Source organism: Paenibacillus sp. F024 (assembly GCF_057814255.1).
On record NZ_JBVASZ010000039.1, the window covers coordinates 1 to 22,110 of the forward strand.

Genomic DNA, 22,110 nt, shown 5'->3' on the forward strand with positions numbered 1-22,110 from the left:
CCTGGCCAAGAAGGCAAAGTAGAGGGCGATTGATGTTTCAGAGGACGAAAGAATATTTAAATACGTCCTCTCGTCACGTATCTTTTGAATTCAGAAGCAAAAAAAACCACTTTTCTCAACGATCTGAGGAACCGGATAATCCGGTTCCTTTTGTTTATCCTATGGAAATAAAGAAAGATAACGGAGGAGTGCCCGAATGAAGCAAATTTTAGGATTACTTATACTGGTGTTGGTAGCTGCTTGTACTGCTCAGCAGCAGCCGAAAGAGCATGCTTTACATTCAAGCGATACGCCTCGTGCTCCAAAAGAAGGCGCTCCAGTTCAAAGCGATAGCGGCCCGAACAATGAATCTCCCGCACCCGAGTCGAATCAGCAGGGGCAGGCTGCTTCCTCCGATGAAGTGATGCTGGATGTTCCGATCATTCCCCAGAAGCCCGAGTTGAAATTCGGCTGTGAGGTTACCAGTTTAACGATGGTTCTGCAGCATGCAGGCATTCAAGTCGACAAGATGAAGCTGGCTGGTGAATTGCCGAAAGATAACGATCCGGCAGTCAAAACAAAATCCGGAGACATCACCCGTTGGGGCAATCCCGAGCACGGGTTTGTAGGAGATATCACGGGACGGACAAAGGGGTATGCCGTTTATGTAAAGCCGGTAGAAGCGCTTATGAAACAATATTTACCCGATCGTACAGTGAATTTAACAGGAGGCTCCTTCGACGAGGTGATCGCAAAGCTCAGGGAAGGCAAACCGGTGGTTGTATGGACGACCGGCGATTATAAACTGCCTGATCGATGGGAATCGTGGAAGCATGGACAGGAAGAGATCACGACACCACTTGATTTGCATGCCGTCGTGCTTGTTGGATTTAATGGAGATCACGTCTTTGTGAATGACCCGTTAACAGGCCAAAAAGCTCATAAAGTAAACAAGAAGATGTTTATCGACACCTGGATCACGATGGGCAAACAGGCGTTAACTTACCGGTAAGCACCTGGCTGCCGCATTCTATGGGCCTTAGGCTAACCGGTTGACAAGGCGTGAGATTTTGAACAGGAGGGCAAAGGTATGAAGATCCGGCTCTTATTCCGGGAGCTTTGGACACAATTTAAGCAGGATGACGTGCTGAGCCTGGCCGCCCAATGCGCATACTTTTTTCTATTCTCCCTATTTCCTTTTCTCATTTTTATCATGAGCCTTTTGGGATATTTGCCGATCGCCGTAAAAGATGTACTTCGATTGATCAAAGAATATATACCGGCGAGTGCAGCAGCGGGGATTGAGGACCAATTGAGAAGTGTGTTGGAGATCAAACGGGGAGGAGCGCTCTCCTTCGGTCTCGTCTTCTCTCTTGTCACCGCAAGCGCGGCGATGAATTCGATCGTATCGGTTGTCAATAAAGCCTATGGTCTTCCTCCTCGCAAAAGCTTCATTCATTCTCGAATATTGGCTATTGCTCTGACGGCGGGCATGCTGACGGTTGTGGCATCGGCGCTTTTGTTCAGCGTGTTTGGCCAGCTTATCGGCGAATGGATGTATATTCACCTGCATTTGCCCTGGAATCAGATTGAATTGTGGAATGTGCTGAGCTGGCTCGTTCATTTTGTCATTTTATTTCTGGTGCTGACCGCGGTGTATTATATTGCTCCCAATACGTGTCTTACTTGCAAGGATGTTCTTCCCGGAGCGATCATGGCGGCTGTCGGCTGGCAGCTTACGTCCTGGGGTTTTTCTTACTATGTGCATCACTTCGGAAACTATAGCGCTACGTACGGTAGCCTGGGAGGAGTCATTGTGCTGCTGTCCTGGTTCTATATATCCGCGCTGCTGATTATCGTGGGCGGGGAACTCAATGCGCTGGCTTATCTTTATAAGAAACGGACTTGAGGAGAAACGGGGTCGATTTGTTTCACTGACGAGGGGAACGGATAAAAAATAGTGTAAGGCTTATCGAGAGGAGGATTGTTTCATGCCTTGGAATAACCGAAATTATCCGCCGTCGCTGAAAAATCTGGAGCCTCGGGTTAGGAACAAAGCGATCGAGATTGCCAACGTCCTCTTGGAGGATGGATCGGAAGAAGGCAGGGCGATCGCCATCGCTACCGCCAAGGCCAAGGAGAGGGATGAGAATCATCCGGAGAAAAACTAAAGCGAAGGGAGAGGGAGCGGGTGAGTGCACTTCTATCCGACAAGCAAACCATGCCGCCGCAGGAGCAGGACCGCAGACCGGGGCTTGAAACAGATATGCATCCCAAGCCCAAAGCCTTTGACCGAAAGTACAAGGGCAGCGGCAAATTATTTGGCAAAGCCGCTTTGATTACCGGAGGAGATAGCGGTATAGGCCGTGCTGCAGCGGTCTGCTATGCCGCAGAAGGCGCCGATGTTGCGATCGTTTACCTAAACGAGAATGCGGACGCGGAAGAAACCAAGCGTCTGGTCGAGGAAGAGGGTGGACGATGCCTGATGATTGCGGGAGATATCGGTGAGGAGCAATTTTGCAAGGATGCCGTAAAGAAGGTGGTAGATACGTTCGGCCGGCTGGACATCTTGGTGAATAACGCCGCCGAACAGCATCCGAAAGGGTGCATAACTGAAATCGATCAGAATCAGCTGGAACGTACATTTAAGACGAATATTTTTTCTTTTTTTTATTTGACAAAGGCCGCTTTGCCCCATTTGAAAGAAGGCTCTAGCATTATTAATACCTCTTCTGTTACCGCTTATCGCGGCCATCCCGAGCTTATCGATTACTCATCTACAAAAGGAGCTATCGTCGCCTTTACCCGATCGCTGTCTATGAATTTGGTCGATAAGGGCATCCGGGTAAACGGCGTGGCGCCCGGTCCGATTTGGACACCGCTGATTCCATCGACCTTCGATAAGGACAAGGTGGCCGAGTTCGGAGCCAATTCACCGATGAAACGGCCCGGTCAGCCGGAAGAGCTTGGCCCGGCTTACGTTTTCCTGGCCTCTGATGATTCCTCCTATATGTCAGGACAGTTCCTTCATATTAACGGAGGCGAAATTATCAACGGCTAGGTTCATATCCATGAGACCGTCCCGCGCAAGTGAAGGGGCGGTTTATTTTTATGTTTCTCGGTGGCAGTCTCTGAATCATCTTAAGGAGTGATGCTCAGAGTTAGAAGCACCGACATCATATTTTAACTTGCCAAATGCCGGATCATTTGGTTTGATGATAGAGACCGATTATCGGAGAATAAGCCTAAAGGAGTTCTTTATCGTATGTCTTCATCTGAGAAACCGAAAGCAAAGAAGGATCTTCCTAAATCCAGGGCGACGGTTCTGATGGAAATCCTGGGAGTGTCCGCCAAGCTGGGATTGACTTCCTTCGGAGGGCCGATCGCGCATTTGGGTTACTTTCGGGACGAATATGTCGTACGCCGCAAATGGATGGATGAACGGGCGTATGCCGATCTGGTAGCGCTCGGCCAGTTTCTTCCCGGTCCTGCCAGCAGTCAAGTCGGTATCGGCATAGGGGTGATACGCGGCGGGCTGCTTGGCGGCCTGACTGCATGGCTGGGATTTACGCTTCCGTCTGTGCTTGCACTTGTTGTATTCGCTTATGCCATGCAGGGCTTCGGGCTTAGCGATGCGGGTTGGATTCACGGGCTGAAGCTAGTGGCCGTAGCAGTCGTAGCACAGGCCGTTCTGGGCATGGGTCGTCAGTTGGCACCCGATCGCACACGGGCCACGTTGGCCATTGTAACCGCCGCCGTCTGTTTGCTCTGGCAAACCGCGCTCACACAGGTGCTGCTGATCTCATCCGCGGCTTTGCTTGGCGCATGGTGGTACCGTGATAGTAAAGCTGCGGAACCGAACCGCCTCCAGATTCCGATAAGCCGAACTGCGGGAATGCTGTGTCTGATCCTCTTTGCCGTTCTGCTGCTGGGCTTGCCGATATTACGGCAGCTTACAGGCCATATAGGGGTGGCGATGTTCGACAGCTTCTACAGAGCCGGCGCTCTGGTGTTTGGCGGCGGCCACGTCGTTCTTCCGCTGCTGGAGCGTGAGATTGTGCCTCTTGGCTGGATCAGCAAGGAAGATTTTCTGGCGGGTTACGGCGTTGCGCAGGCGATTCCGGGCCCCATGTTTACGTTTGCTTCTTATGTGGGAACCATAGCCGGCGGCTTGGCGGGTGCGATGATTGCGACGATCGCCATATTTTTGCCTGCATTCCTGCTTATCATCGGTGCGCTTCCCTTTTGGAATACTTTACGCACCCAACCTCGTATGCAGGGGGCGCTTAGCGGCATGAATGCGGCCGTTGTCGGCATTTTGCTGGCTGCGCTGTACGATCCGATCTGGACGACTGCGGTGCTGCGTCCTATTGATTTTACTTTGGTGGCAGTGCTGTTCGGCATGCTGGTATTTTGGAAGCTGCCTGCCTTGTATGTTGTAGTTATCGGTGCAGTCATGGGAGCAATCCTTCAGTTGTTCACCGTGTGAACGTCTAAAAGGTGAAGAAGAAAGTGCAGTCGATCCGGCTGTGCTTTTTCGGCTATTTATGATTTCCGCATCACAATGCTTATAGAGGGGAAGAGTCCTCAGTATTGCGAAAAGGCAGCGTTTGATATAGCTTGTCTAAGTCTACCTCCGCAGGACTATTATCAAACTGTAAGATGTCAATGCCTTCCCATAAACATTGCTTTTCTTGAATGCCTTGGATAAAGGCGTCCCGATTACTGAATTTCCAAGCATCTCTTTGCAGTGCACGGGTTTGCATTCTTTCTTTTAGTATTGAGAAATCGACGGTAACTTGCAGAACGAATGGGTTGATATTCTGCCACTCATATTTTTCTTTTAGCTCGTAAATATAATTTCGGTTTTAAAGCGCGCAGTTGGATGGAAAACGCGGGGTTATACGCTGGGGAACCGTGCCTGGATTTATAACGGGTTTAATCCTCGGTACGAACTCTGTTATTCGAGCTCTTCTTTCTTATTCCATGGTGAAGAGAATTGCCAAGGATCCATCCCGTTTCGGAAAGGGTGCTATCGAATGGGTTGCCGGTCCTGAAACCGCTGGGCAATTCCGGAGCAGGCTCGATCTGGCACGTTGCAGCCAGCGCATTTGCCAATAGCACAGGCGTTGTATTCAATGATATCCCTTTTGATGGGGCTGCTCCGGCAGTAACCGCATTAATGGGTGGACATGTCGATGCTGTTATGGTCGGGATCGGAGAAGTGAAAAGCGGTGTAGAGGCCAAAAAGCTCAAGGTTCTTGCCGTGATGACGGCTGAACGGGATAAAAATTTCCCGGATGTGCCGACGCTGAAAGAAAAAGGGTTTAATGTCGAGTTTGCAGGCTGGGGCGGTTTTGTTGTACCGAAGGGTACTCCTGAAGAAGTAAAAACGGTGTTGGCTGACGCTTTGAAATCTGCGGTAGAGTCGGATGCATTCAAAAAATTTGCAGACGAACGGAGTATCATTGCAACGTATAAAGGTCCAGCAGATTTTGGCAAGTTTGCTGACGATCAATTCAAATATTTTTCCGAATTGATTCCTACGATGAAGCTTAAGTAATTTCCTCACTAGTATGAATTTTAAATCAAAAAACGAACTGATCAAGGTATTGTCCTTGTCCAGTTCGTTTTTTATGTGCCGTCGGTATCTATGTAGCTTCTCAGGTTGGATTTTCAATGGCTTCCACGACCTTATCGGCTGTACTTTTACTGGACTGAGGATTCTGACCGGTCACAAGATTGTCGTCCCTGACGGAGAAGTCAGACCATTTTGGGCCTGAATGAAACTGCGCTCCCCGTTCGCGGAGTGTAGTTTCAAGCAAAAACGGCATGTATTTGTCGAGTTGCACCTCCATTTCCTCTTCGTCAGTAAATGCACTGACTTTTTTGTCTTTCACGATTGGTGTGCCATCTTTGTAGGTTGCATTGACCAAACCGGCCGGCCCGTGACAGACTGCACCGATCACTTTACCGTCTTCCGCGTACTGCTGAACAATATTTTTTAATATTTCATTATCCGGAAAATCAAACATCGTGCCGTGTCCGCCGGGTAGGAAAACCGCATCAAAGCCGTGGGCATCCTCATGGCTAAGCTTGGCGGTATTTGTCAACTCATTTTCAGCTTGAGCCCATGCCTCGTTCTTCTCCTCCCCGATGCTGTTGGGGTCAAGCGGCACCTCACCGCCGAGGATACTGGCAACCTTCACCTCATAGCCCCGGTCTTTGAATACATTGTATGGCACCGCAAACTCCTCCAGCCACAATCCGGTTTTGTGATCGTCCGTGATCGTGGTATGGTTCGTTACTACCATCAAGATTCTTTTTGTCATCGTAAGTCCTCCTTCGGATTGACTGATTGGTATGGGCTGAGCAACCGCCCGAACGACTTCAGCATGTTTATTCTATGTGTCGTGTTATAGTTTATTCAGGTCACTCGTCAATTCAAAGCACCACACGCTGAAGATGGTGTCGTTTTGTGAATGATTACTTATACCCCATTCGCGGGCATATGACACACCGTGATGTTTAATATTTGTTCTTATGAAAAAGCCTGATCCCGACAGCTTGTTTCATCGGTACACTCGCACTCTTTCGCATGCAAAAGTATTTGCTATATGTGTTGTCACCTATACAGTTAGCCCAATTGACTGGATTCCAGCTAGAGGAAATCGTATCAAATCATCCAGACTGTCTATATTGGTTCGCCTTAGAAATATCTAATTCAATGACTGCATTCCTTTGACCTCTCCCATAGATAAATTTACAGGCAGCCCAGGCTACTGATCACGCATGTTATTCCAGTTCGTTGCGGCAAATAGGTTCTTGTCTGACGGTTTTTACAAGGACATGCGTCGTTAAAACAAAAAATCGGCGATTTACGCGGATCTGATGCATGAAGGCTTGAGTGACTACAGACTACATCGGGGGTTCCATCACAAATGGCACTGCCACCATTAAGTTAAGGCCCGAATTTTTCTGAGTAAGGCGCGGTAAGGTTTGCCTTTCAAAGCATATACCTTTCTTGAAGTGCGGACGAACGTACGGTAATCGATCTGTTTCTTTGTGAGGATACGCATGCCGTTGTTTCGGGCGATTCGCAGATAGCGCGGGTTGTTTCGCGTGAGGAAGTTTCTTTCTGCGTCACGGCCGATCGCTGCGGCGTGCAAAATCTTTCGCCTCGTGACATAGGAGAAGCCGTCAAATTTGTCTTTATTCATGACAAATAGCGCAGGACCGTAGATATGACCGGTCAAACTTAAATATTTCTGAACGTGATCGAATCGATTTGGAACAATGATCCCCAATGGATTTTCTTGTCCCTGCACCGTTCCTTTCTTCAGTGCCTCAAAGAGCTGCGAAAAAGGGATCGAGCTCAGGCGAGTTTTCCATACGGTGCTAAACAGCGTGCGGTAAATCTCATTATCCAAAGTCCGAAATTTGAGGCTCTTGAGATCGCTTGGCTTTCGGATAGCCTTGTTTGAAGTCGTGATATGCCGGAAGCCGTTCTCCCACCAAGCCAAATTTTTCAAGCCGACTTTCTCGATTTTTCGATTCACGAAGCTGCCGATCTCTCCATCCAATACGCGAAAGGCATGCCGGCGACTTCGAAATAGATAGGGAAAATCAAAAACATTCGTCTCCGGTACGAGCGTCCCCAAAGAGCCGGAGGCGGTAATGCCGATATCGAGCTTCCCTTGTCTCACGGCCTCAATGAGCTGGGTTCCGCCTAAGTTCAGATTCGGAAGGATCCGGACCGTAATGTGAGCATTCGTCGATTTCTCCAGCACCCGTTTAAATACTTCGGCTCCCCGCTGGTAAGGTGATTTCGGCGGATTTAAATGTCCGACGGTTATGTCCATGACCCACACACCTCTTATCTGCTTATGCTTCGTAACACTTCTTGCCATTATATGACTTCCAGAGGGGTGAAGTGCAGACCTGTGCGGAATGAAGCCAAATCATTGCCTGGCGTCGCCTTCTTGCTTCACGTCGCGTTCGGCAAGCGATGTATGTACTTGTCCTTTGTCGGGAAACAATGGTCTGACGGCTGTCATACATCGCAACACCGCGCTTGGAGCCGGCGATAAGGATCAACCTTGACCCGTTGTTGATGCGCGACAAAAACCTGTCCCTTATGCAGGCAACTCTCAGCACCGAACGAGCAGGTTAGTGTGATGGTTTTATTTGGTGCATGTTAAAGTTAGATAAAGAGTAAATGGAATCAAATACAATGAGGAGCAGTACTATGGAGGGAATTATTCGGGACTGTCGGGGCAGGTGTTAGCATTGAACATAATTTTCATTGCGATTTAGCTGCAACATACATGTCGGTAACAACTTTTATGCAGGCATCTACCGGCAAACACGGTTGTCGCAGGGAATCCAGCGAAATTCTTCAAGCATATAACTGAATGATTAACGCAAAACACTACTTCAAACCGGCAGCCGGGACAACGGCAGCCTTTTCCTCTAACGGGAGGTAACATTGTTTTTAAATCATTTATGCTCGAACATTATTGATCATTTAGTAGAAATTCGGTTTGAAGGATCTATGAAAGTACACAATTTTATCCATCGGGAATACTGGAAATCAAATGAAGATAGAGATAAAACATAAATACCTTCCCATGGCTATAACAATGGTTTAGAGCAAGGGGAAAATGTACTAGGAGTTGTATCAAGAGTACCAATTATTTAGCGGCAATGTTTATCGATATTAAAAAAGGATACGGAAAAAGATTATTAGATTGTGTTAAACAGGAGAATGAAACAGTTGAACTAAAAGTTTTCCAAATCTGCTGAAGTGGATGGGATTTTGGAAAAGATTACTATAAATTTAGGTTGTTCCATCTGTTATACGGTTTAATACCATATGTGGTGTTGAACTAGGGTTTAATTGTGCATTGACGGAATAGGGATCCCCGTAATAAAATTATACATTATTGCTTTAAAGCATATTATCGGTATGATTAGGAGGTCAACATTCTTTGAAAACAAAAACTAAAATCTTATCTTTGCTGCTTACCGTACCTCTGGTTCTAACAGCCGCGGGCTGCGGGTCAAAGCCAGAAGCCCCTAATAACGCTGGGGGAAGCGCCGCCAATTCCCAAGATAAAAAAGTGGTTAAAATCGGCATTACCCAAATCGTCGAGCATCCGTCTCTTAACGCAACGCGCGAGGGCTTCCTGGCTGCGCTGAAAGACGGCGGATTCGTTGACAAAGACAATCTTCAGGTGGATTATCAGAATGCACAAGGGGATGCCGCGGCGAATTTGACCATTGCCCAAAAATTTGCCGCAGATAAGAAGGATCTTGTGGTTGCCATCGCTACTCCGTCCGCACAAGCGGTGGTGCAAAACGTGAAAGACACGCCGGTGGTCTTTGCAGCGGTTACCGATCCGGTCAGCGCGAAGCTTGTTGCCAGCTTGGATAAGCCTGGAGCGAATGTGACCGGTGCGGCTGATACACATCCGGATGCTGTACCGAAGCTGGCGGATTTTATCGCAGCGGAGTTTCCTAACGTGAAAAACATCGGGATCGTCACTAATGAAGGAGAACCAAACTCCGCATTCATGCTGGAGACGGCTGAAAAAGCGTTCGCGAAGCACAATATCAAGATCGTCAAAGCAGCTGTTGCGAACAGCTCGGAAGTAAAACAAGCGGCAGAATCGCTTGTAGGTCGTGTAGATGCATTCTACATCACGTTGGATAACACGGTGGTCAGCGCCGTAGAAACGATCATTAAGATTGCCAATGATAAGAAGATTCCATTCTTCTCCAGTGACCGGGATACAGTAGAGAAGGGGGCATTGGCCACCTACGGATTTAAATACTACGATCATGGATACCAAGCGGGTAAAATGGCCGTGGAGATCCTTAAAAACGGCACCAAGCCGCAGGATATAAAGGTTACTTATCCTGACAAGCTGGATCTGATTATCAATCAAGACGCTGCCAAGGCTCAGGGTGTTGAAATTACCGAATCGATGAAAAGCAAAATGCAGAACAAGGAAAACTTGATCAGCGGTTCTGCGAAATAATTTTAAGTACCGGGTGACCTTTCTTTCATTTGGGGGTCACTCTTCATTCTTTATAGGGGGATGGACCCATGCTTCTTGCATTAACAGGTTCTCTGGAGTCAGGTTTGATCTATGCCATCATGGCTCTTGGAGTTTACATTACGTTTCGAATTTTAAATTTTCCCGACTTGACGGTAGACGGCAGCTTTACTACCGGCGCGGCTATTGCCGCGGTTATGATCACAAGCGGCACATCGCCTGTAATCGCTACGGTAGCGGCGTTTATCGGAGGTCTGATCGCAGGGGCCTGTACAGGACTTTTGCATACGAAAGGGAAGATCAATGCGCTTCTTGCCGGGATTTTGATGATGATTGCATTGTATTCCATTAATCTTCGGATTATGGGGAAATCCAATATCCCTATGCTTGGAATGGACACGCTGCTTACGAACGTAAAGCTGCTGATCGTCCTTCCTATTGCCGTGCTGTTGATCAAATTTGCACTGGATTGGTTTTTGCGTACGGATCTTGGTCTTGCTCTCCGGGCAACCGGCGACAATCCCCGAATGATCCGCAGCTTTGGAGTAAACACCGATAACACCATCATCATTGGAGTCAGTTTGTCCAATGGACTTGTAGCTTTGTCCGGCGCACTGATCGCGCAGTACTCGGCTTTTACCGAAATCACGATGGGCGTGGGAATGATCGTCATCGGTCTGGCCTCGGTCATTATCGGTGAAGCGCTGTTTGGCGCACGGACCGTGGCTCGCGCTACACTTGCGGTCTTGTTCGGAGCTGTTGTCTACCGCATTATTGTAGCCTTGGCGCTGCGCGTCGGGTTGGAGGCAACGGATATGAAGCTGATGACCGCTTTGATCGTCATCATTGCGTTGACACTGCCGATGGTCCGAACATCGATGCGCCAAAAAGCGCTTATCCGCAAAAGAGCGGCGGAGCTTGACCAAGCAGGTTCCGCAGATACAGCACGGGGAGGTGGGTTCTGATGCTGAAGATTGAAGCCGTATCGAAGCTGTTTAATCCGGGGACTCCGGATGAGAAAGTGGCGCTTTCACGGATTAACCTGGACTTGAAAGACGGCGATTTTGTCACAGTCATTGGCAGTAACGGCGCCGGCAAATCGACGTTAATGAATATCATCTCCGGAGTCATGACCCCGGATTTGGGGAAAGTGTGGATTGATGGAAAACAGGTAGAGTCCTTTCCTGAATACCGCCGTACTGAATGGATCGGACGCGTGTTTCAGGATCCGATGGCAGGTACCGCTCCCACGATGACGATTGAAGAGAACCTGGCCATGGCTTACGCGCGCAGCAAGACTAGGGGTCTATCGATTGGCGTGAACGCAAAGAAGAGAAAGCTGTTTATCGAGCAGCTTAGCCGTCTTGGTATCGGCCTGGAGAGCCGGTTAAGCGCCAAGGTCGGTCTGCTGTCCGGCGGTGAGCGTCAGGCGCTCAGCCTGCTCATGGCGACCTTTACGGAGCCGCGCATTCTGCTGCTTGACGAGCATACCGCCGCATTGGACCCTTCCAGGGCGGAACTCATCACCACGCTGACCGAGCAGATTGTCTCGGAGCTGAAGCTGACGACCTTAATGGTCACGCACAATATGGAACAGGCCATCCGTCTGGGCAACCGTTTGATTATGATGGACAAGGGCCGCATTATCTTGGACGTACCGGAGCAGGAGAAGCAGGGGCTCACCGTAGAAGGGCTGCTGCACGAATTCGAGCGTATTCGCGGCGCCAAATTCGCCGACGATCGCGTTGTACTGGGATAAGGAAAGACCGCTAAGTCTCTGAAGTGACCCCAAAAAGTTAGACAATATTTATTTAGGCAGCCTGTTGGGCATGTGTTCGGTATCGTACCGGGCTCATGCCCTTTAGCTTGGACTTAATCCGTTTGTGATTATAGTAGTGGATGTACTGTTCGAGCTCTGCTTTAAAATGTTCAGTGTCTTCAAATGTCTGCGTGTATAAGAACTCGGATTTTAATATGCCAAGAAGTTCTCCATAACAGCATTGTTGTAACAATTTCCTTTGCGTGACATGCTTTGTGTTATGCCTCGTTGCTTCAAAACCTGTTGATATTGCGGCATTTGATAGTGCCATCCCTGATCGGAATGAATCAATAGGTTGTCCTCGTCTTTCTTACGTTCCAGAGCTTGATCCAGCATGTCAGAGACAAGAGAATAAACGGGACGCGAATGCATAGTGTACGTTATGATCTCGCCGTTAAACAAGTCAAGCATAGGCGACAAATATAGCTTCTCACCAAACCATTTGAACTCTGTAATGTCTGTTACCCACTTCTCATTTGGCTTTACTGCCTGGAAATTTCGATCTAGGATGTTTGGTGAGCCCTTATACGAACGATATTTTTTCATGCGCACGTTGCACTTTAAGCCAAGCTCTTGCATAAGGCGTTGTACCTTTTTATGGTTGACTGTGACGTCCTTATTTCGAAGCTCATCCCTAATCCTACGATATCCGTATCGACCTTTGTGTTCGTGGAATATCGCTGTGATTTGCGATTTGAGGTCGATATCTTTGTCAAGACGATCGAACGTACCAATCATGTAATAATACGTGCTACGGGGCAACTGAGCCAACTGCAGCAATGATGTGATCGGGTAATCGTGCCTTAGTTCAAATACTACTTGCGCCTTGTCTTGTTTTGTAACTTTTCTTTGCTTTGAACTAAGGCATTCAACTTTTTTAAGTAGGCGTTCTCCATTCGTAAACGTTCTATTTCTGCTTGTAATGCTTCGACAGAACCTTTTGCTGGAGTTGGCTTCTTTGATTCTTTTTTCATCGATGGACGCCCCTTTTTCTTTGAAATAAAGGCGTCTGCACCTTCTGTCTCAAGCTCTTTCTTCCAACGGGATAACAGAGAATGTGTTGGAATATTAAAGATCGCAGCTGCTTCGCGGAGGGACGTCCCATGTTCGGATATATAATTGAGCACTTTCAGTTTATAATCCGTAGAGTAGGTTGTATAGCCCTTTTTAAAGGAACTTTCTCCGTGATGCTGATACTGTCGTATCCACGTTTGAAGTATGGCTTTTGATCCTCCAACGCTTTCGGCTATGGCGTTCTGCCCTTCCTTCCCTTCAAGATACCTTTTTACAGCTTGAATTTTTTCTTCCTCTGTAAATTTAGCCATAAAAAAATGCACCCCAATCGTTAGATGATGTCTAACAATTGGGGTGCAGTTCACTCATCTTATGGGACTGCGGTCTTTTTTTTGCGAGTTCGGAAGCTGGAGGAGTCCCTGCTTCGAGGCAAGGCCAATTCTGGAAGCTGGTTTGTGCCGTATACGATAATCCGGTTTTCGGGTAGGATTGTGACGGAAAATCATATTTTAATTCCTGCCTCACAAAGGGTATACTGGTTAGGAAAGGATGTGGTTTATCATGGATACCATGAAAGCGATAGGACTTACCCGGTACCTCCCCATTGAAAATCCAGACAGCCTGATAGATCTGGTAGTAGAAAAACCAAAAGCGGCGGGACGCGACATTTTGGTCAAGGTTGTTGCTGTGTCGGTCAATCCCGTGGATACCAAGGTACGGGCGCCTAAAGACAAAGTTGAAGATTCTCCCAAAATTTTAGGCTGGGATGTAGCTGGAATTGTTGAACAGGTTGGCCCTGATTGCGCGTTGTTCCGCCCGGGGGATGAAGTGTTTTATGCCGGCAGCATTGCAAGACAAGGAGGTAACAGCGAGTACCATCTGGTCGACGAACGAATCGTAGGGCGCAAGCCTGCTTCTCTGAGTTTCGCAGAAGCGGCGGCCCTTCCTTTAACCTCAATCACAGCTTGGGAAGCGTTATTTGCCCGAATGTTGATTTCTCAGGATCCTGGCGCCAATGAAGGAAAGTCCCTGCTGATCATCGGGGCCGCCGGGGGTGTAGGGTCCATTGCCATTCAGCTTGCCAAACACGTAGGCCTTACCGTAATCGGTACGGCATCCCGGCCGGAAACCGTAGAGTGGGTGAAATCGATGGGTGCCGATTATACCATCAATCACCACGAACCGCTCCAGCCGCAGCTTCAAGCCATTGGGTTTCCAAGCGTTCCTTACATATTCTGCCTGAATGCGCTGGAGAAACACTGGACAGGCATTAGCGAAGCCGTTTCTCCTCAAGGGGTCGTATGCGCTATTGATGATCCGGTCTCTCCGCTTAACCTTAAGCTGCTGAAGCAAAAAAGCGTCACCTTCGTGTGGGAATTTATGTTTACACGTTCGCTTTTTGAAACCGACGATATGATTGAGCAGCATTTGCTCCTGAATCGGATCGCGGATGCCGTGGATCATCAAAAATTGAAAACCACACTCACCCAAGTGCTTGGACCGATCACAGCGGAGAATCTTCGCCAAGCCCACAAGCAATTGGAAAGCAACCAGACGATTGGCAAGGTCGTTCTGGAGGGTTTTGTTTAAAAGTCTGTTTTGTAAAAGCAAGAATTCATTGAACGGCGCTGTCTGATATATCCGTGACGAGACTTTTCAACCGAAATTCAATTGAATGGTTGGCTGCTGATTTCAGTCAGCCTGAAATACATACAAAATAAATTAAATTCGATTAAATGAAAAGGACCCCCATTCACTGAAGGTGTGAAGGGGATCTTTTTTTATGTTACCACATGCTTGGAAGCAGCCTGATTTCCCGGTCCAGCGTAGGGAGGAAGGCGTAGTTTGGATTAAACGTAAAGATCCTTTTCAATTGGTAAGACAGCATCACTACAGCCGTCATGGCTTCATTCAGCGAGAACTGGGACTTCGGGAAATCAAGGATGAGCCGTTTGGATTCCTGCTCGAGCTCCGGGCTTCCCGGAATGACGGTCAGTACGCCTTGCTGCACCGCTTTGTCAACCGTATTCAGGAAAAATTGCGCATCTGCGTAATCAAAATGGTTTCGCAGCCATTGGTGCGTTTCAAAAATTACATAGTTGGTCGTAGCCAGACGCCGATCCAGGTCGTGCATATCGAAGAAAATCGTACGTGCCTTCAAATAATACGGATCCTCCGGATTCATAAAGGCCATCAAGGCGGATTGCTCTAAAAAGATGTCCTGCTGAAGATTCGTATGGTTATGTACGATCATATTCCTGTGCCTCCTCCGGGTTAAAAGGTACTTTACGCTTGGTTAGCGCGTCGAGTTGGAGCAGCGGATTTTGATCTTTCTGTTCTACCGTCGCTTGAAACAAGGTCTCGTGAGCGCGACCGGCAAAATATTGCTCGATCATATAATGTACAGCCGCGGATACGGTTGTATTCTGGGCTTGGGCCATTTGCCGGCATTTCTCGTAATATTCGGGCTCAAGTTCGATGGCATACGCTTCCGTAACTACCTCCTCCGATGATATGAATCCCGCTGCGGCGTTTTTCCATTTTTTTAATTGGCTTTGCATAAAATCTCTGGAATTGTTCACGATCTTCACCTTCCATAACGATTTGTGATGTGATGTAGTGATTCAGAATGGGGTTCGGGATCCTCCATCTTCCATAAATCTGCTGAGAGGGCGTACTTCCATAGAATTCGACAGGAGCCTCTAAATTCTGTCTTTAAGACGAAACGTTCACCGTTTGATCATACTTATTTAAACTTCCGGTCAAGGTTTCAAAACATTTTGAACATGTTTTTATCTTATATTGAAACTTGTAAGGCGATCACCGATTCTGGAAAGGAGCATAAGCATGAGAAAATGGTTTGTAAGTGTATTGGGCGGAATGTTGATTTTAGGGATGCTCTCCGGCTGCTCGGGTGGAGACGGAACGAGTGAAGCACCTGCGGATTCAACGCCGTCTGGAAATACAGGAACAACGACCCCCGCACCAGGAATTGATTCCAAACAAGGTGATTTAGGCACAGGCTCTCCATCCACGACACCGGAAGTAAAAGATGGCGCTGGAGGCGCCGGCACGACGGAACTGCCGCAAGCCAAATAAGAACCCCGGAGGCTGTTTCCATCATGTTCCTGCATGAGGAAACAGCTTCCTTTTTCTTGTTTCCCCCCGCAAATTCAAAGGTGAAGGAGAATTCTATAAGGTAAAGACCTTATATATAGACAAAGGAGCTGAACTGATGAATCCCTGGAAGGTGCTTGTAGCCGATGACGATCCAAATGTACGGGAGATCATCCGGCTCTATTTCGAAAAGCAGCATATTGAGATGGTGGAAGCCCAGGACGGGGAAGCCGCACTGCAAATGGTGGAAAAAGAGTCTCCGGACATTATTATATTGGACGTTATGATGCCCAAAATAGACGGGTACGAAGCGTGCCGGGAAATATTGAAACGCTACGATATTCCGATTATCATGCTGACGGCTAAAGGCGAGGAGATCGACAGGGTGATCGGACTTGAGCTTGGCGCAGACGATTATGTGACGAAGCCGTTCAGCCCCAGAGAGCTGGTAGCACGCATAAAAGCCATATTTCGGCGGATGCAGCCCAGAAAAAGCACGGAGGAACAGGAGCAATCCTATACTTTTGACGGCTTGTCTATTCATCCGGACCGCCGGGAGGTGCTTGCAGGGGAAGAAAAACTTACGCTGCGACCTAAGGAGTTCGATCTGCTTACTCATTTGGCAAAGTCGCCCGGGACGGTATACACCCGCGAGCAGCTTTTGGAGCAGGTGTGGGGCTATGATTTTATTGGAGACATTCGGACGGTGGACGTACATGTCAAAAAGCTGCGGGAGAAGCTGAATCCGTATAAGAAAGAATGCATCCAGACCATTTGGGGCGTCGGGTATAAATTTGAGGCGGAACGATGATTTTCGGTGTTCATAAAAGCATTTTCCGGCGGCTGTTGTTCAGTTATATGTTTACCGTTCTGCTCGGACTTTGCGCGGTCGGCCTGCTATTGTCATTTTGGACTAAGGATTATATCGTCGATACCCAGCGGGAAGAGCTGCTTCGCAAGGCCAAGCGCGTGAATCTGACCATTCAGGATTTTCAGAAATCGGATCAGCGAATGAAGGATCTGCTCATTTTTTTCGACCAATCGTTCGATACGCGAATTTGGACCTTTGACCGCAGCGGCCGCATTGTGGCCACATCCAGTAAGGATGAAGTGTATATCGGGAAATCCGTTGAATCTTCCATTGTACGTAAAGTGCTTAACGGAGAGGATGCTACGCTGAATCTGCAGTTTGAAGGCCTGAAGGAATCCATGCTGTCGGTTGCCGTTCCTTGGGGAAAGGACAATATTGTCTATGGCGGGATCGTGCTGCATGCGCCGGTTGTCGGCATGAACCAAACTATTACGAATATGAGGGAGACGATTCTGTGGGTAACGCTGATTGGGATGATGCTGTCCGCAGCGATCGCTTCCTATTTATCTTGGTCGATTTCCCGTCCTTTGCGTGAAATTGATAAGGTAGCCTCCAAAATCGGCCACGGTGATTACGGCGAACGGATCGATATTCCTTCCAAGGATGAAATTGGCGATTTGGCGGCGACGATCAATCAAATGGGAGAGAAACTGGAAAAAATCGACTATGAAAAAAGAAAGCTGGAGCAAATCCGGCAGGATTTTCTCGCTAACGTATCCCACGAGCTGCGGACGCCGCTGACGGCGATGCAGGGATTTCTGGAGGCGCTGCAGGACGATCTGATCGATGATGCGGCCAAGCCGAGATACTACGACATCATTTATAAAGAAACGCTCCATATGAACCGGCTGGTGGACGATATCATGGATCTGATCAAGCTGGAAAATAACGAAATCACATTGGCACGAAGCCCTGTGGATGTGTATCGGGTGATGTCGCATGTGGCATCGACCTTTGAGCCTGAGGCCGCCGATAAAAACACGGTGATTGATGTATCCGTGGAAGAAGAGCTGCCTAAAATCTATGCAGATCCTGACCGGTTGGAGCAAATTTTAAAAAATCTGGTGAAAAATGCGGTTAAGTTTACAGAAGACGGCCGCATAACGTTAAAAGCCCGAAGCGAGCCAGGTTTTATTCATCTTTTCGTTTCGGATACGGGCATCGGCATCTCTCCGGATGATCAAGAGATGATCTGGGAGCGTTTCTTCAAGGTGGACCGGGGACGTACCAGAAAGAACCGTGGCACCGGCCTGGGCCTCGCCATTGTTCGTGAGCTTGTTGATTTACACGGAGGAACCGTCTCCGTACGAAGTGAAATCGGCAAAGGCACCGTATTCGAGCTCCGGCTGCCTACGATTCATACAGCCCTTGAAGGAGGAAATTCATCATGTTAAAACGATTTGATATGCTTTATGGAATTGACCTTGGTACATCCAACACAGTAATTTATCAGCAGGGGAAAGGTATTGTGCTGCGTGAGCCTTCTGTCGTGGCGATTCGCCAGGATACGGGAGAGATCGCTGCGGTCGGGGCGGAAGCGCAGGCGATGATCGGGCGTACGCCGGGCAATATCGATATTATTTATCCACTAATGGACGGTGTGATCGCTAATTTTGATGTGACCAGCTCGATGCTGCAGCATTTCATTAAAAAGGTTCAAGGACGGACTCCATGGTTTAGAAGCTCCCAGGTATATATTTCCGTTCCGTGCGGCATTACGAATGTGCAAAAACGTGCCGTCGAGGAGACGGTCATACATAAAGGGGCAAAGAAGGCGGTGGCGGTAGAGGAACCGCTTGCGGCTGCGTTGGGTGCCGGCCTGCCGGTGGACGAGCCGATCGGCAACCTGGTGCTTGATATCGGAGGCGGTACAAGCCAGGTGGCCGTCCTATCGCTGGGCGGGATAGTAGTGAGCCATACGGTCAGACGGGCGGGAATGTCCCTCGACAAGGATATCATCGATTATGTCAAGCGCACCTACAATATGGCTATCGGGGAGCGGACGGCCGAAGACATCAAGATGCGGATCGGATCGGTATTGAACCCGGATGGCGAGAAGGGGATGGATATCCGGGGACGCGATCTGATCGACGGTCTTCCACGCTCGCTTCGCCTGACCTCGAAAGAAATTTCTTCGTTGATGGACGATTTCCTGATAACCATTCTCGATGCGATCCGGGTGACGCTGGAAAAATGCCCGCCGGAGCTGGCAGGCGATGTGATGGATCGGGGCATATTGCTGTGCGGCGGCGGCGCGCTGCTTCACGGTCTGGATGAGCGGATTCAGCAGGAAACCGGAGTGCCGGTGCATATTGCGGACCAGCCGATGGACTGCACGGCATTAGGCGCCGGCCGGATGCTGGATTACCAGAACGGGCGTCTGTACAAAGACAAGCGTTCGGCGGCTGTACGAGAGACGGCGGCAGCAAAGGCGGAACAGGAAACGGCAAGGAGCGAGGCATAATTCAACCAAGAGAGCAGGGGAGAAGGGCTCTCAAAATACAATGAGCGGCCCATTTGACAAGGCTTCCGTCATCCGGCATCATAGCATCATAGGGATTGCCGATACGGAAATGAAGGAGCTGCGCCGATGATAAAGCAAGTGTTGCGGGGCGGCGTGGTGTTCTACAGGAAGTTTATCTCTCCGTTGAAACCGCCGACCTGCAGGTTTTATCCCACCTGCTCCGCGTATGCGCTGGAAGCGCTGGAGCGCCATGGAGCGGCACGCGGGTCATGGCTTGCCGTCAAACGGATATGCAAATGCCATCCGTTTCATCCCGGGGGTGTAGACCATGTGCCTTGACATGGGCAGGGGATTTTCGATATATTTGGCTTATCATCCCATGAACGGATAAGTACTTTGCGTGAAGCCGCACAGAGAGCCGGAGAAGCTGAGAACCGGCGGGCCGATGCAGAGGAAAATGGTCCCGGAGGATATGAAGGTGAGCCGATGGATCGCAGGAGCATCTGCCGATGAGCACACACGTAACGTCGGGAGATCGGATCCCTATGCCTTTGGTAAGCTTTCATCGCAATTCCGGCGTTAACGGGAGGTCGTCATTGACCGCTGAGCCTCGAACGGCGAGCATGGGGTGGGTACCCTGTGCTAACGAACGTAATCGGGGGAAGTTGGGTGGTACCACGTGAGCAGAAGCTTTCGTCCCAAAGGGATGAGGGCTTTTTTGTGCAGTTCAGAGACAATAAACGCTGCATTTTACTAATTTGGGAGGTTGCATCCATGTCTGAAATGAAGAAAAAGAGCTTCTACATCACAACACCGATTTATTATCCGAGTGACAAGCTGCACATCGGCCATGCCTATTCCACGGTAGCCGGCGATGTCATGGCGCGGTACAAGCGGCTGCGCGGCTACGATGTTATGTACTTGACGGGGACGGACGAGCACGGTCAGAAGATTGAGCGTAAAGCGCAGGAAACGGGTAAAACCCCACAGCAATTCGTTGACGATATTGTCGCGGGAATCAAAGAACTGTGGAAAAAGCTCGACATCTCCTATGATGACTTCATTCGCACGACAGAGCCGCGGCACAAGGAAGCGGTGGAAAAAATATTCACAAAGCTGATGGAACAAGACGACATTTACCTGGGTCACTATGAAGGCTGGTACTGTACACCGTGCGAATCGTTCTTCCTGGAAAACAAGCTGGTGGACGGTAAATGTCCGGACTGCGGACGTCCGGTGGAGTGGGTCAAGGAGGAAAGCTATTTCTTCCGCCTGAGCAAGTATGCCGACCGGCTGATCCAATTCTATGAGGAGCATCCGGATTTTATTCAACCGGAATCCCGCCGCAATGAGATGATCAATAACTTCATCAAGCCGGGACTCGAGGATTTGGCGGTATCCCGCACCACCTTCGAATGGGGGATCCGAGTACCCGGCAATCCGAAGCACGTGATTTATGTATGGATTGATGCGCTTTCCAACTACATCACAGCGCTTGGTTATGGAAGCGGGGACGACAGCCGTTACCAAAAATACTGGCCTGCGGATGTGCATCTGATGAGCAAGGAAATCGTGCGTTTCCATACGATTATTTGGCCGATCATGCTGATGGCGCTGGATCTGCCGCTGCCCAAGAAGGTATTCAGCCACGGCTGGCTCCTGATGAAGGACGGCAAAATGTCCAAGTCCAAGGGTAACGTCGTAGATCCGGTGACGCTCATTGACCGCTATGGCCTCGATGCGCTTCGCTACTACTTAATGCGGGAGGTGCCTTTTGGCTCCGACGGTACGTTCACGCCGGAAAGCTTCGTGGAAAGAGTTAATTTCGATCTCGCCAACGACCTCGGCAACCTGCTCAGCAGAACCGTCGTGATGATTGACAAATATTTCAACGGTTCCATTCAGCCTTATATCGAGGGCGCTACGGAATATGATGCGAATATGCTTGAGACTGTGCGCGCTTCGGTTGCCAAAGTAGAGGAAGCGATGGAGAAGCTCGAATTTTCCGTGGCCTTGACTTCGATTTGGCAGCTGATCAGCCGTACGAACAAATATATCGACGAGACACAGCCGTGGATGCTGGTCAAGGACGAAGCCAAGCGTCCTGTGCTTGGTTCGGTGCTCTATTGTCTGGCGGAGTCCCTGCGCATCGCTTCCGTGCTGCTGCAGCCGTTCATGACCGAGACGCCGCGTAAAATGTGGCAGCAGCTCGGGATCGAAGACGCATCTCTCACCGCGTGGGATACGATCCATCACTTTGGTACGCTGCCATCCGGCACGCGGGTTGCCAAAGGCGAGGTGATGTTCCCGCGTCTTGAGGCGGAGAAGGAAATCGCCTATATCGCCGATTCGATGGGCGGAGGAGCGAAGCCGGCCGAGCCTGAGGCGGCGCCCGCGGCATCGACAGCGCCGGCGGCTGAAGCAGAAGAGCAAACGGCTCCTGAAATCTCCATTGACGATTTCTTTAAGGTGGAGCTGCGCGTGGCGCAGGTGATCGCGGCGGAGCCGGTGAAAAAAGCCGATAAGCTGCTGAAGCTGCAGCTGGATCTCGGCTTTGAGCAGCGGCAGGTCGTCTCCGGTATTGCCAAATATTACACGCCGGAGCAGATGATTGGGCGCAAGGTGATTTGCGTAACCAACCTGAAACCGGTCAAGCTCCGCGGTGAGCTGTCCCAAGGAATGATTTTGGCGGCTTCTCAGGGAGATCAATTGACTTTGGCGACAGTTGCCGATTCTATTCCTAACGGGTCTATTGTAAAATAAGGACGGCCTCCGGACGGGGATA

Annotated in this window: 25 protein-coding genes and 1 pseudogene; 19 read left to right on the forward strand and 7 right to left on the reverse strand. The window is 49.3% G+C overall.

Annotated elements, in window-relative coordinates:
* From ACZYR9_RS23895 to ACZYR9_RS23930, 8 genes are all read left to right on the forward strand, one after another.
* A partial coding sequence (locus tag ACZYR9_RS23895) for a hypothetical protein (RefSeq protein WP_488980919.1) occupies window positions 1-200 on the forward strand: 200 nt, incomplete at its 5' end.
* Window positions 197-991 carry a C39 family peptidase gene (locus ACZYR9_RS23900; protein WP_488980920.1) on the forward strand — a complete coding sequence of 265 codons (795 nt, stop codon included), beginning with the start codon at window positions 197-199 and terminating at the stop codon, window positions 989-991. The genes ACZYR9_RS23895 and ACZYR9_RS23900, both read left to right, overlap by 4 nt.
* A gap of 78 nt (window positions 992-1,069) precedes the next feature.
* Window positions 1,070-1,888 carry a YihY/virulence factor BrkB family protein gene (locus ACZYR9_RS23905; RefSeq protein ID WP_488980921.1) on the forward strand — a complete coding sequence of 273 codons (819 nt, stop codon included), beginning with the start codon at window positions 1,070-1,072 and terminating at the stop codon, window positions 1,886-1,888.
* Between the two features lie 82 nt (window positions 1,889-1,970).
* Entirely contained in the window at window positions 1,971-2,150 is a 180-nt protein-coding gene (locus ACZYR9_RS23910) for a DUF2188 domain-containing protein (RefSeq protein WP_488980922.1), read from the forward strand.
* Between the two features lie 20 nt (window positions 2,151-2,170).
* Window positions 2,171-3,040, forward strand: a complete 870-nt coding sequence (locus ACZYR9_RS23915; RefSeq protein ID WP_488980923.1) for an SDR family oxidoreductase — start codon at window positions 2,171-2,173, stop codon at window positions 3,038-3,040.
* A 204-nt stretch (window positions 3,041-3,244) separates the two neighbouring features.
* Window positions 3,245-4,468, forward strand: a complete 1,224-nt coding sequence (chrA, locus tag ACZYR9_RS23920) for a chromate efflux transporter (protein WP_488980924.1) — start codon at window positions 3,245-3,247, stop codon at window positions 4,466-4,468.
* Window positions 4,469-4,896: 428 nt separating this feature from the next.
* Window positions 4,897-5,100 carry a tripartite tricarboxylate transporter permease gene (locus ACZYR9_RS23925; protein ID WP_488980925.1) on the forward strand — a complete coding sequence of 68 codons (204 nt, stop codon included), beginning with the start codon at window positions 4,897-4,899 and terminating at the stop codon, window positions 5,098-5,100.
* Entirely contained in the window at window positions 5,024-5,542 is a 519-nt protein-coding gene (locus ACZYR9_RS23930) for a tripartite tricarboxylate transporter substrate binding protein (RefSeq protein ID WP_488980926.1), read from the forward strand. Before ACZYR9_RS23925 ends, ACZYR9_RS23930 begins: the two co-directional genes overlap by 77 nt.
* A gap of 100 nt (window positions 5,543-5,642) precedes the next feature.
* Here ACZYR9_RS23930 and ACZYR9_RS23935 read toward each other — a convergent pair whose 3' ends face one another.
* Together ACZYR9_RS23935 and ACZYR9_RS23940 are read right to left on the reverse strand one after the other, a co-directional pair.
* Entirely contained in the window at window positions 5,643-6,311 is a 669-nt protein-coding gene (locus ACZYR9_RS23935; protein WP_488980927.1) for a type 1 glutamine amidotransferase domain-containing protein, read from the reverse strand.
* A gap of 624 nt (window positions 6,312-6,935) precedes the next feature.
* The gene (locus ACZYR9_RS23940; RefSeq protein ID WP_488980928.1) at window positions 6,936-7,841 is read right to left on the reverse strand and encodes a DctP family TRAP transporter solute-binding subunit; all 906 of its coding nucleotides are present in this window, start codon (window positions 7,839-7,841) and stop codon (window positions 6,936-6,938) included.
* A 1,128-nt stretch (window positions 7,842-8,969) separates the two neighbouring features.
* Between ACZYR9_RS23940 and ACZYR9_RS23945 the strand changes: the two genes are divergently transcribed.
* The 3 genes from ACZYR9_RS23945 to ACZYR9_RS23955 all read left to right on the forward strand — a co-directional run bounded on the left by ACZYR9_RS23945 (window position 8,970) and on the right by ACZYR9_RS23955 (window position 11,799).
* The gene (locus ACZYR9_RS23945; protein ID WP_488980929.1) at window positions 8,970-10,022 is read left to right on the forward strand and encodes an ABC transporter substrate-binding protein; all 1,053 of its coding nucleotides are present in this window, start codon (window positions 8,970-8,972) and stop codon (window positions 10,020-10,022) included.
* Between the two features lie 68 nt (window positions 10,023-10,090).
* The gene (locus ACZYR9_RS23950; protein WP_488980930.1) at window positions 10,091-11,005 is read left to right on the forward strand and encodes an ABC transporter permease; all 915 of its coding nucleotides are present in this window, start codon (window positions 10,091-10,093) and stop codon (window positions 11,003-11,005) included.
* Window positions 11,005-11,799 (forward strand): ABC transporter ATP-binding protein, encoded by a 795-nt coding sequence (locus ACZYR9_RS23955; RefSeq protein WP_488980931.1) that lies wholly within the window; start codon window positions 11,005-11,007, stop codon window positions 11,797-11,799. Before ACZYR9_RS23950 ends, ACZYR9_RS23955 begins: the two co-directional genes overlap by 1 nt.
* A gap of 52 nt (window positions 11,800-11,851) precedes the next feature.
* Here the strand turns inward: ACZYR9_RS23955 and ACZYR9_RS23960 are convergent, their stop codons facing one another.
* The 3 genes and pseudogenes from ACZYR9_RS23960 to ACZYR9_RS23970 form a co-directional block, all read right to left on the reverse strand.
* Window positions 11,852-12,052, reverse strand: coding sequence for an IS3 family transposase (locus tag ACZYR9_RS23960; protein ID WP_488980956.1), 201 nt, complete (start codon window positions 12,050-12,052; stop codon window positions 11,852-11,854).
* A complete protein-coding gene (locus ACZYR9_RS23965; protein ID WP_488980957.1) occupies window positions 12,010-12,837 on the reverse strand; it encodes an IS3 family transposase in 828 nt (275 codons plus the stop codon). The genes ACZYR9_RS23960 and ACZYR9_RS23965 overlap by 43 nt, the downstream gene beginning before the upstream one ends.
* A gap of 59 nt (window positions 12,838-12,896) precedes the next feature.
* Window positions 12,897-13,184: pseudogene (locus ACZYR9_RS23970) on the reverse strand (transposase); the annotation flags it as partial.
* A 250-nt stretch (window positions 13,185-13,434) separates the two neighbouring features.
* On the opposite strand from ACZYR9_RS23970, the gene ACZYR9_RS23975 reads away from it, so the two are divergent.
* A complete protein-coding gene (locus ACZYR9_RS23975) occupies window positions 13,435-14,463 on the forward strand; it encodes a zinc-binding alcohol dehydrogenase family protein (RefSeq protein WP_488980932.1) in 1,029 nt (342 codons plus the stop codon).
* 196 nt (window positions 14,464-14,659) lie between these two features.
* Here the strand turns inward: ACZYR9_RS23975 and ACZYR9_RS23980 are convergent, their stop codons facing one another.
* A complete protein-coding gene (locus tag ACZYR9_RS23980) occupies window positions 14,660-15,127 on the reverse strand; it encodes a type II toxin-antitoxin system VapC family toxin (RefSeq protein ID WP_488980933.1) in 468 nt (155 codons plus the stop codon).
* On the reverse strand, window positions 15,114-15,455 hold the full coding sequence (locus ACZYR9_RS23985) for a hypothetical protein (protein WP_488980934.1): 342 nt from the start codon (window positions 15,453-15,455) through the stop codon (window positions 15,114-15,116). Before ACZYR9_RS23985 ends, ACZYR9_RS23980 begins: the two co-directional genes overlap by 14 nt.
* A gap of 265 nt (window positions 15,456-15,720) precedes the next feature.
* On the opposite strand from ACZYR9_RS23985, the gene ACZYR9_RS23990 reads away from it, so the two are divergent.
* The 7 genes from ACZYR9_RS23990 to metG all read left to right on the forward strand — a co-directional run bounded on the left by ACZYR9_RS23990 (window position 15,721) and on the right by metG (window position 22,088).
* Window positions 15,721-15,972, forward strand: coding sequence for a hypothetical protein (locus ACZYR9_RS23990; protein ID WP_488980935.1), 252 nt, complete (start codon window positions 15,721-15,723; stop codon window positions 15,970-15,972).
* Between the two features lie 136 nt (window positions 15,973-16,108).
* Complete coding sequence (locus ACZYR9_RS23995) at window positions 16,109-16,801, forward strand: response regulator transcription factor (protein ID WP_488980936.1); 693 nt, start codon at window positions 16,109-16,111, stop codon at window positions 16,799-16,801.
* A complete protein-coding gene (locus tag ACZYR9_RS24000) occupies window positions 16,798-18,255 on the forward strand; it encodes a sensor histidine kinase (RefSeq protein ID WP_488980937.1) in 1,458 nt (485 codons plus the stop codon). Before ACZYR9_RS23995 ends, ACZYR9_RS24000 begins: the two co-directional genes overlap by 4 nt.
* Window positions 18,249-19,325, forward strand: a complete 1,077-nt coding sequence (locus ACZYR9_RS24005) for a rod shape-determining protein (RefSeq protein ID WP_488980938.1) — start codon at window positions 18,249-18,251, stop codon at window positions 19,323-19,325. Before ACZYR9_RS24000 ends, ACZYR9_RS24005 begins: the two co-directional genes overlap by 7 nt.
* A gap of 126 nt (window positions 19,326-19,451) precedes the next feature.
* Window positions 19,452-19,664 (forward strand): membrane protein insertion efficiency factor YidD, encoded by a 213-nt coding sequence (yidD, locus tag ACZYR9_RS24010; RefSeq protein ID WP_488980939.1) that lies wholly within the window; start codon window positions 19,452-19,454, stop codon window positions 19,662-19,664.
* Window positions 19,665-19,725: 61 nt separating this feature from the next.
* Complete coding sequence (locus ACZYR9_RS24015; RefSeq protein ID WP_488980940.1) at window positions 19,726-19,908, forward strand: hypothetical protein; 183 nt, start codon at window positions 19,726-19,728, stop codon at window positions 19,906-19,908.
* A gap of 191 nt (window positions 19,909-20,099) precedes the next feature.
* Window positions 20,100-22,088: a methionine--tRNA ligase gene (gene metG / locus ACZYR9_RS24020; protein ID WP_488980941.1), complete on the forward strand. Its 1,989-nt coding sequence runs from the start codon at window positions 20,100-20,102 to the stop codon at window positions 22,086-22,088.
* Window positions 22,089-22,110 lie beyond the last annotated feature (22 nt).

Coding starts and splice junctions, on each gene's coding strand:
- chrA (WP_488980924.1), top strand. CDS start 3,245: ATGTCTTCATCTGAGAAACCGAAAGCAAAGAAGGATCTTCCTAAATCC.
- ACZYR9_RS23905 (WP_488980921.1), top strand. CDS start 1,070: ATGAAGATCCGGCTCTTATTCCGGGAGCTTTGGACACAATTTAAGCAG.
- ACZYR9_RS23940 (WP_488980928.1), bottom strand. CDS start 7,841: ATGGACATAACCGTCGGACATTTAAATCCGCCGAAATCACCTTACCAG.
- ACZYR9_RS23900 (WP_488980920.1), top strand. CDS start 197: ATGAAGCAAATTTTAGGATTACTTATACTGGTGTTGGTAGCTGCTTGT.
- ACZYR9_RS23955 (WP_488980931.1), top strand. CDS start 11,005: ATGCTGAAGATTGAAGCCGTATCGAAGCTGTTTAATCCGGGGACTCCG.
- ACZYR9_RS23935 (WP_488980927.1), bottom strand. CDS start 6,311: ATGACAAAAAGAATCTTGATGGTAGTAACGAACCATACCACGATCACG.
- ACZYR9_RS24000 (WP_488980937.1), top strand. CDS start 16,798: ATGATTTTCGGTGTTCATAAAAGCATTTTCCGGCGGCTGTTGTTCAGT.
- ACZYR9_RS23980 (WP_488980933.1), bottom strand. CDS start 15,127: ATGATCGTACATAACCATACGAATCTTCAGCAGGACATCTTTTTAGAG.
- ACZYR9_RS23995 (WP_488980936.1), top strand. CDS start 16,109: ATGAATCCCTGGAAGGTGCTTGTAGCCGATGACGATCCAAATGTACGG.
- yidD (WP_488980939.1), top strand. CDS start 19,452: ATGATAAAGCAAGTGTTGCGGGGCGGCGTGGTGTTCTACAGGAAGTTT.
- ACZYR9_RS23990 (WP_488980935.1), top strand. CDS start 15,721: ATGAGAAAATGGTTTGTAAGTGTATTGGGCGGAATGTTGATTTTAGGG.
- ACZYR9_RS23950 (WP_488980930.1), top strand. CDS start 10,091: ATGCTTCTTGCATTAACAGGTTCTCTGGAGTCAGGTTTGATCTATGCC.
- metG (WP_488980941.1), top strand. CDS start 20,100: ATGTCTGAAATGAAGAAAAAGAGCTTCTACATCACAACACCGATTTAT.
- ACZYR9_RS24005 (WP_488980938.1), top strand. CDS start 18,249: ATGTTAAAACGATTTGATATGCTTTATGGAATTGACCTTGGTACATCC.
- ACZYR9_RS23975 (WP_488980932.1), top strand. CDS start 13,435: ATGGATACCATGAAAGCGATAGGACTTACCCGGTACCTCCCCATTGAA.
- ACZYR9_RS23910 (WP_488980922.1), top strand. CDS start 1,971: ATGCCTTGGAATAACCGAAATTATCCGCCGTCGCTGAAAAATCTGGAG.